The 7,567-nt window shown below is 66.7% G+C and carries 6 protein-coding genes and 2 pseudogenes; 2 read left to right on the forward strand and 6 right to left on the reverse strand.

The annotated features are described in order from the left end of the window. Positions 1 to 140 precede the first annotated feature (140 nt). A complete protein-coding gene (locus AB0I73_RS38975) occupies positions 141 to 341 on the reverse strand; it encodes a hypothetical protein (protein WP_363045138.1) in 201 nt (66 codons plus the stop codon). Continuing rightward, positions 338 to 1,057, reverse strand: a pseudogene (locus tag AB0I73_RS38980) (AAA family ATPase); the annotation flags it as partial. The gene AB0I73_RS38975 and the pseudogene AB0I73_RS38980, both read right to left, overlap by 4 nt. A 226-nt stretch (positions 1,058 to 1,283) precedes the next feature. Here AB0I73_RS38980 and AB0I73_RS38985 point away from each other — a divergent pair. Together AB0I73_RS38985 and AB0I73_RS38990 are read left to right on the forward strand one after the other, a co-directional pair. Continuing rightward, entirely contained in the window at positions 1,284 to 1,715 is a 432-nt protein-coding gene (locus tag AB0I73_RS38985; RefSeq protein WP_363045139.1) for a hypothetical protein, read from the forward strand. 17 nt (positions 1,716 to 1,732) lie between these two features. Beyond that, positions 1,733 to 2,788 (forward strand): hypothetical protein, encoded by a 1,056-nt coding sequence (locus tag AB0I73_RS38990; protein WP_363045140.1) that lies wholly within the window; start codon positions 1,733 to 1,735, stop codon positions 2,786 to 2,788. Between the two features lie 55 nt (positions 2,789 to 2,843). On the opposite strand, the gene AB0I73_RS38995 is transcribed toward AB0I73_RS38990, so the two are convergent. The 4 genes and pseudogenes from AB0I73_RS38995 to AB0I73_RS39010 form a co-directional block, all read right to left on the reverse strand. After that, positions 2,844 to 3,254 (reverse strand): hypothetical protein, encoded by a 411-nt coding sequence (locus AB0I73_RS38995; RefSeq protein WP_363045141.1) that lies wholly within the window; start codon positions 3,252 to 3,254, stop codon positions 2,844 to 2,846. Then, on the reverse strand, positions 3,251 to 5,398 hold the full coding sequence (locus AB0I73_RS39000) for an integrase (RefSeq protein WP_363045142.1): 2,148 nt from the start codon (positions 5,396 to 5,398) through the stop codon (positions 3,251 to 3,253). Before AB0I73_RS39000 ends, AB0I73_RS38995 begins: the two co-directional genes overlap by 4 nt. Continuing rightward, on the reverse strand, positions 5,395 to 7,125 hold the full coding sequence (locus AB0I73_RS39005) for a hypothetical protein (protein WP_363045143.1): 1,731 nt from the start codon (positions 7,123 to 7,125) through the stop codon (positions 5,395 to 5,397). The genes AB0I73_RS39000 and AB0I73_RS39005 overlap by 4 nt, the downstream gene beginning before the upstream one ends. Next, positions 7,122 to 7,567: pseudogene (locus tag AB0I73_RS39010) on the reverse strand (integrase); the annotation flags it as partial. The gene AB0I73_RS39005 and the pseudogene AB0I73_RS39010, both read right to left, overlap by 4 nt.

Raw genomic sequence — 7,567 nt, forward strand, 5'->3', positions numbered from 1 at the left:
GGACGTCGACCTCGTACAGGTGGGTCATGACGTCCATCTCCTTCCGTGCTCGGTGATGAGGGACCACCGCGACCGCCCCGGCCTCCGTGATGCGGGGCCGGGGCGGCACGGAGCGTCCGTCACGCCGTGGCGCGGCGGTGTCAGAACTCCAGGTGGATCGTGATGGGGCGCCGAGGGTCTCCGGAGTTGGAGTGGACCGTGCGGCGATGCGCGGCGAGGCCGGCGGCCCCGCCCTGGATCGGCTGGTGACACTGCGGGCAGCCGTGCCACCAGTCGTCTCCGGCCGGGAGGTCGGCCGGGGTGAGCGGGTGGGGGTGCGGGCCGTCGGCGGCGCGGCTCACGCGACCGCGTCCGCGTACTGCGCTTCCAGGTCCGCGCGGCCCTCGGGGTCGTCGTCCTGGTCGTCGTCGACGCCGTCACCGTGGACGGTGCAGACGATGTCCTCGTCACGGTCCAGCCCGCCGGTCAGCGCCCGGTACAGGCAGCTGACGCTGTAGGCCGGTGCCCATGCCGGCCCGTCGCACTCCGGGTCGAAGGGGCAGGGCAGTAGGGCGTCGAAGCCGAAGTCGCCCTCGCCGTCGACGTCGTCACGGAAGGCCAGGGTGAGGGACTGCTGCCCGAGACGGACTTCCGCGACGCGGTCGCGGCCGGTCACCAGGTCCGAGCCCGGCTGCCACCGCCACAGCGGCAGGATCTCCGGGCCGAAGAAGCGGCGGACCAGCAGCAGATCGCCCAGGCCCTCGCTGCCGTCACGCCCGAGGTCGGCCTCCCGGGCCTGCGAGAGCTGCTTCAGGAACGGCTCCAGGCGGCGCAGGGCGTCGGCGAAGACGACCGTGTTGAAGCCTTCGGCGGCGAAGCGCTGGTGCGAGTGGACCATGGCCTGGTGCTGGGCACGGACGACGTCCTCGGGCACGCGCCGGTTGTCCGGGCGTGAGCCCTGCCGCTCCAGGCACAGGTTCAGGGACGTGGCGACGATGACCGCGACGGTCGGCATACCGTGCCGTTTGGCGGACATCACCAGCTCCACCCGCACGGACTGTTCGACGTTGGTGGCGTTCCCTGTCAAGTTGTTCTGTTCAGAGCGTGAGTCTGAACCCCGGCTGTCAATGAGCAGGCACGGCTACGGGAGATCGTCCGGTTTGTGGCTCACACGAGCAACAGCCGTCAACATCAGTAGACCGAACCCTCTCCTCCCTTGGGAAAGACTTGGATTGACAGGGCGTCAGCCGCTATACCTGCATAGTCTTGACCAAGATGGACCGGGACGCAGACAGGGAGCCGGGATGGACGCCGAACTGGTAACGCTGGCCAGTACAGCAGGGACAACACTCGTCGGGCTCCTTGTAACCGATGCTTGGGGTAGGGCGCAGGCGGCGGTCAGCGCGTTGTGGCGCCAAGCACGACCGGAGCAGGCCGAGGTAGTGGAGGGCGAGCTAGTCCAGGCCCGTGATGAGGCTGTCGCGGCTCACGCTGCGGGCGATAGCAGCATGCGGGACGCCCTCATTGCCGAGTGGCAACTGAAGTTTCGTCGGCTGCTCGCTAGCAATCCCGATATTGCAAGCGAACTGCGCCACATCTTGAATGAGGAACTGAATCCTGCACTTCCACAAGGCGACCAGGCATGGGCGGGGAATGTCACGATGAGGGCATCAAGCCACGGAAACAGTAAGGTATTCCAGGTCGGTCAGGGGAACTTGACCATCAAGGACTCATGAATCCTTCGGGAGAATCTATGAGGGTCGATTTCTCGGAATTTAGAGTGAACGCGTCGGACAACAGTCGCGTTTACCAAGTCGCACAGGGCAATATGTATATCGGCGTATCTGGTGCGGCGCAAGCCAGCGAGTACGCCGCCTTGCCGACCTTAGAGGCTGCAAGGCGGCTTTCCGGCATGCCCACCGAGGAAGCCGTAACCATTATCGCGGCTCTCGACGCCCAGAGTGCCGCACGCCGCCTAGAGGCAATGGATCCGGAACGCGCGATCGACGTCCTGGACAACATGGATGAGGTCGCCGCCATCGTACGCCTTGGGTGTATGAGTGGCAGTGGCGCGGCTCGCCTTCTATCCATAATGCCTGAGGCTACAGCCAAGTATTTCATCTCGGCTTTCCCAAGCGAGCTGATTGAACGGGTTGTAGGCACGGAGTATCTACTGGATATCCTCCCCCTCGTCTCCAGCGAAGTGACAGGGGAGAATCTGTGCGAGACTGCCGCGAAGGTCATTCGGCTGAATGAACCGCAGGTAATCGCCAACTTCCTGCAGGCCATGCCTGATGATCGCTGGATCAACGTCTGGCGCAATCTTGGATTCGAAAAGAAGGAAGAATGCTTCAAGCTGATGCTGAGGCATTTTTGGCCGACCGTGAACGCCCTCCCGCCGGAGCAGGCGGCCGAGATTTGCTTTGAAGCGGGCAAGTGGCCAGAAGTCCTTCAATTCATCTGCAATCTCAGCGAGTCCTCTGCAGTCATGTCTTGGTACTGGTTCCATATGGAGCATCGCAGAGATGCCCAAAGTTTCATGCTGGCGCTTGACCTCATGGGAAATGGCCCCCTATTGGGGGACGTTCTAGGAAATTTGTCGACCGCGCAGGCGGCGCGCGTTCTGGAGATCGCCTTCTCTCATCCCAGGGACGCACCACATGTTGCAGAATGGCGAGCGCTCAGGGTGGGTTTCACTTTGGGGAGATTCCCTGAACATGAAGCACGGCAGATGTGCAGCACGCTACCCAAGAAATACGCCAAGAAGGCTTGGGCGCATCGCACCAATTACATGAACATGAATCGCTGACGAGCTTGACCGGCGTCATCGGTGCCGACCGGGCCAGCACTGGCTAGCGCATCCGTCAGGTTGTCGATTGGGGGAACGCGACGACGTTGTCGGGGACGGGCGTGCGTTCCACTCTCTCGTCTCGATCATGAGTGAGCACGGCGCTGGCGAACGTGAGTCTGGTCACCTGCCGGCGGAGTTCCTCGATCTCGGCCTTCTGGTTGGCGACGGTATTCTTGAGCTTGGTGACGGTTTCCCGGAGTCGTTTCTCGGTCTCCGGGACCTGTCGGGTTTCTGCGCGGACGCGCTCGTAGAACTCGTTCTTCAAGTCGACGTGCCGTTTGAGGAGGGCCATGCGGTGGACGCCGGCCTCGGCGGCGAGGGCGACGACGGTGAGGCTGCCGTTGGAGGCGGTGGCCTCTCCGGCCAGGAGTCGGTCCATGGCCTCACGGATGCGGGCGCGTTCGTCGTGGTGCGGTCGGTTCATGTGAGGGCCTCGGCGGAGTGAGCGGTGACGTCGTGGGTGTCGGCCGTCTCGCGGAGACGGTTGGCGTTGGCCCGCAGACGTTTGCTGACCGGTCCGGGAGCATGGGCGGCGAACTGATCAAGTTCCTCGGCTCGTTCGCGGAGTTGTCGGGCATGGGTGTCGGTGCGGACGGTGTTGCCGCAGCCGGGTCGGCAGTCGTACTGCCGTGGGGCGGTCGCGCCGGGTTCTGGTTCGCAGAGCGCGTTGTCGTGCTTGAAGGCGCAGATCAGGAACGCGTCGGGGTTGTCGTAGAGCACGATGCCGTCGCGGGCGAGGAAGGCGCTGGCTTTCCTGGCGAAAGCGCGGAGGACGATGCGGCCCTCGAAGCGAGGGGTGTGGGCGGCGGCGGTCAGGGCCCGGCGGGCGGCGGGCCCTGAGACGTTCTCTCCGGCGGCGACGCGGTCGCGCAGTCGAGCCGCGGTGTCGGCGGCGGCGAGGGCCGTTTCGACGTCGAGGATGGCGTGGATGCCGCGGCGGACACGGGCGCCGTAGCCGCTGGAGGTGCGTGCGTCGAGGACGGTGCGCATGTGGCCGTACTGAATGGCGAGCGCGATCAGTCCTCCCGGACGCCGGGCGATGTGCCAGGCCAGGGACCTTCTGAACCGGCTCAGTCCGATCGCGCCGTGGGGATCGTCGGGGATGGTCTCGCCGGGGAGGCCCTGAGCTTCGGCCTCGCGGTTCACCCAGTTCACGAAGGACTCGATACGCAAGGTCAAGGTGGACTTCTTCAGCGCGCCCGCGTAGCTGTGGCGGGAGCGGAACTCGTGGTGGGCGGTGCTGAGGAGGAGTTCGCCCTCGGGGACGATGCGTTCCAGCACGCGGATGGCGTGAACTACCGGTGTGATCGCGCCCCAGGGCACTTGGCGGACTTCACCTGCGGAGATGTGGTTGCCGTCGTCGTCGGTGACGTTCTTGTAGTGGTGACTGTGGATCAGGTGCCGTACCTCTGTGCCGTCAGCGGCGGGTTCGGGGTCGGGGCAGCAGCCGGAGCGCAGCCCCTGCACCTCCTGGGGACGCATCCCGGTCAAGTAGAGCAGGATGATCGTCGCGGCCGTACCCAGGTGCCGCATGAGCTCGGCGGCCTCGTTGAAGTCCACGTGCTCGCGCCAGGGCTTGCCGTTGATCTGCCCGGCGACCGGCACCCGCAATGGGCAGGGACCTGGTCGTGCTGTGGCGATCTCCGCGAGACCGTGCTGCTGGACGAACCTCGACACCTGGCCGCGGTTCGAGCCGGTGAGAGCAGCGATGTAGGTGGTGGCCACCTGGATCTCGCGTTTCTCCGAACTGGCCGGCAGCGGGTTACCAGCCCGCACCATGGGCAGCAGCCACTCCTCCAGCGCGGCCCATCCGGCCGGCGAAGCCTTCGTGGCAGCGGCAACGGCGATCAAGCGGCGGCGTTCGGCCCAGGCCGCGAGGATGTCGTCGGCGAAGTCGTCGACGAACCGGATGGCCCAGATCAGCAGGGGGCCGAGGACCAGCGGGTCCAGCGGCTCCGTCGCGTTCTCCCCGCCGCCGGCTGCATTGGCTGAGGGAAGGAAGTCGTCGACTCCTTCGGCTTCCCACGGAGGTCGGGCGATGCCCGACGGACGGGCGCTGAGCTGGTCGAACGCCCACAGGTTCGCCAGCCGGACGCAGATGATCGCCGCAGTGTCGCGGGACACCTGGTGCAGACGTTCACGCGCGTAGGCCCGCCATTCCGTCTCGGTGCAGGCACCCAGACTGGTGATCTGGCGCTCGTGCAGCCAGCGGGAGAGCCGCATCCACTCCAGGCAGGTGGCGAGCATGTCCGGGGCTCCCGAGCGGGACCGGGCCTGGACTCCTCGGGTTTGGAGGTAGGTGGGCCTCAGCTGGCCGTTGAGCATCGTCCAGGCCGCGAGTTTCACCTGGTCGCGCAGGGGTTCGGGGCAATTCTTCCAGTGGAGCTTGACCAGGCCGGTTCCGGGGTTGTCGATCAGTGGGGCCATGGACCAGACGGCGTCCTGGTAGCGGGAGTTCGGGTGCGTGTTGCCGGGACTGATCCACTGGGGCAGCACGACGGGGCTGGCCGGGGTGGGCATGGTCAGCACGTAGGTGTCGATCTCGGCAGCGGTGCCGACGGCGGTCATGGGGTGAGTTCTCCCTTCACCAGGAGGTGGACCAGGGTGCGGTCCTCGTCGTTCACGCGGGCGAGCGCCGCGGTCCAGGCCGCCGGGCCGACCTTGTCGCGCAGGTCCTCAAGGCGGAGTGCGTGCTCGCTCCAGCGCTCGTTCCAGGAGCGGTCGGGCAGGACGGACCGAAGGCTGTGCAGCTTCTGGTGCAGGTGGGCGAGCCGGGGGTGATGGCCGGGGTGGACGCGGGCGTTGGGGCAGGCTAGGCAGAGCAGGAAGTCCGCGCCGCAGCCGCCCTTCGCGTCGGGCCAGGGGCTGGCCGTCTCATCCGCACAGTCCGCGGTCACGGTCTGCTCGTGGCCGGGGGCCGGGGCATCGGCGATGTTACCGGCGAAGACCACGGCCTGGGCCTGTTCGAGGGCCTCGCGGGCACCGGCTTCGAAGACGCTCCGTGAAGCGTGCTGAACATGCTCGTCGGGCAGCACGTAGATGCTCTGATGGGCGCCCTGGCTGTGCTGAAGGGGACGGCCTTCCCACGCCACCGTCGTCCTGCGCGCCCGCTGGAATGGAGATCCGCCCAGGTCATGTGTAGTCCACCAAAGCTGGGCGTCACCGTTGCCGATACCGAAGGAGCAGGGTCCCACCGGGCGGGGCCGTTCAGTGCGCTGGTGCCTCCGCTTGGGGTAGTGCATCCGCGCAACCATCAACAGGTTGTTGTCGGGCGCGAAACGGTGAACCAGGGCCCGTCCATGTGCGGTGGCTTCCAGCGCCTGAGTGATCAGCCTGCCGGAAGAGTCAGCCCCGGAGTCGGTGATGTTCTCGGTGGAGAACCATCGACCTCCGCCCTGCCTGCGCTTTTCGATCTGAACCAGGTAGGTCACCGTGGCCGTCGACCCGGCGGACGGGGCGGTGGTAGGGGCTGGAAGCCGGTCGTAGACAGACAGGTTCCAGCCGAACCGGTCGGTCAACAGCACGCCGAGTGCGGTGAGTTCGGAGCGGGACAGGAAGAGCCTGCCCCAGGTGTTCTCCGGGCTGGTGCCGCCCAGCAGCGCACGGTCCTTCACGAATTCCCCACTCGGCATGACCGCGTGCGGGACGTAGCCGGTCTGCGCAAGGTGATCGAGCACTTCACCCAGGCGCCAGTCACGGCTGCCTTCCTCCAGGCCACCGGCCCGCCACCTCTCCAACAGGACGGTGTTCTCGCGGATGCGCAGCAGAGCGGTCCGGAACTGCCGCTGGGCCACCCGCAGGACCCGCTCCCGCTCCTCCTTCCCGTACGACTGCTTGATCGGCCCGGTCTTCGGGATGCGCCGGGCCAGTTCCTCCCCCACCGGCCCGCCCGCCAGCCGCGGATCCGCCCGCAGCAGCGGCCGAACCTGACGTAACACGCTCTTGCCGCTGTTGGTGCCGATATGCCTCGCGCGCCAACGCTTGAGCATGGCGGGCGTCAGGTCCCCCAGGTCCTGCGGGGGATGCTCCAGCTCGGCGACGAACCGCGCGAACATCTTCACCGTGATCCAGGAAGCTCGTGCGGTCTCGTGACTGTTCCAGCCCGCAGACCGGATCGCGAAAACCGCGGCCAGCGACCGCTGCATCGCCTCGGCAACGGGTAGTTCGGCGAAGTCGAACGTCATCTCGTATCCGGCCTTGTTGACGACCGTCACCACAAGCCCGTCGGGAGCCAGCGGCGGCTCGGTGCGGTGATCGGCCGGCGGCAGGACGGCTCGCCGTCCCCGCCCGGTCACCGGGCCGCCTCAAGGACGGCGTCGATGTCCTGGATGCCCTCCGACTCCCGGGCAAGGCGGGTGAACACACCGTCCAGGTCCTCGACCTGCTGTTCCTCCTCGCCGGCGGGTTCGGCCGCGGCAAGGATCGATTCCAGTTGCAGGTGCGCGACCGGCGCGAGGTAGTGCCGTTTCGTCACCTCCACGTCCGCGTGCCCCAGGAGGGTCTTCACCAGCCACCACGGATCGCCGAACAGCATGGCGAAGTCCCGCCGGTCCGCGGCCGAAAGCCCATAGCGGGTCTCCACCAGCTGGTTCAGCAGGACCAGCATGTAGAGGGCCATCGAGTGGCGGGCGGCATGCGGTGTCGCGTACGGGCTCTTGCCGCGTACCTCCGCCAGCCGGAAGTCCCGTTCGATCTCCCGTTCTTCCGGGGAGAGCAGGACTTCCTCGCAACGCAGGT

Source organism: Streptomyces sp. NPDC050388 (assembly GCF_040655635.1).
Lineage (GTDB): Bacteria > Actinomycetota > Actinomycetes > Streptomycetales > Streptomycetaceae > Streptomyces.

Excerpts from the sequence above, each read along its gene's own strand:
- AB0I73_RS38990 (WP_363045140.1), top strand. The coding sequence starts at position 1,733 with ATGAGGGTCGATTTCTCGGAATTTAGAGTGAACGCGTCGGACAACAGT.
- AB0I73_RS38985 (WP_363045139.1), top strand. The coding sequence starts at position 1,284 with ATGGACGCCGAACTGGTAACGCTGGCCAGTACAGCAGGGACAACACTC.
- AB0I73_RS39000 (WP_363045142.1), bottom strand. The coding sequence starts at position 5,398 with ATGACCGCCGTCGGCACCGCTGCCGAGATCGACACCTACGTGCTGACC.
- AB0I73_RS38995 (WP_363045141.1), bottom strand. The coding sequence starts at position 3,254 with ATGAACCGACCGCACCACGACGAACGCGCCCGCATCCGTGAGGCCATG.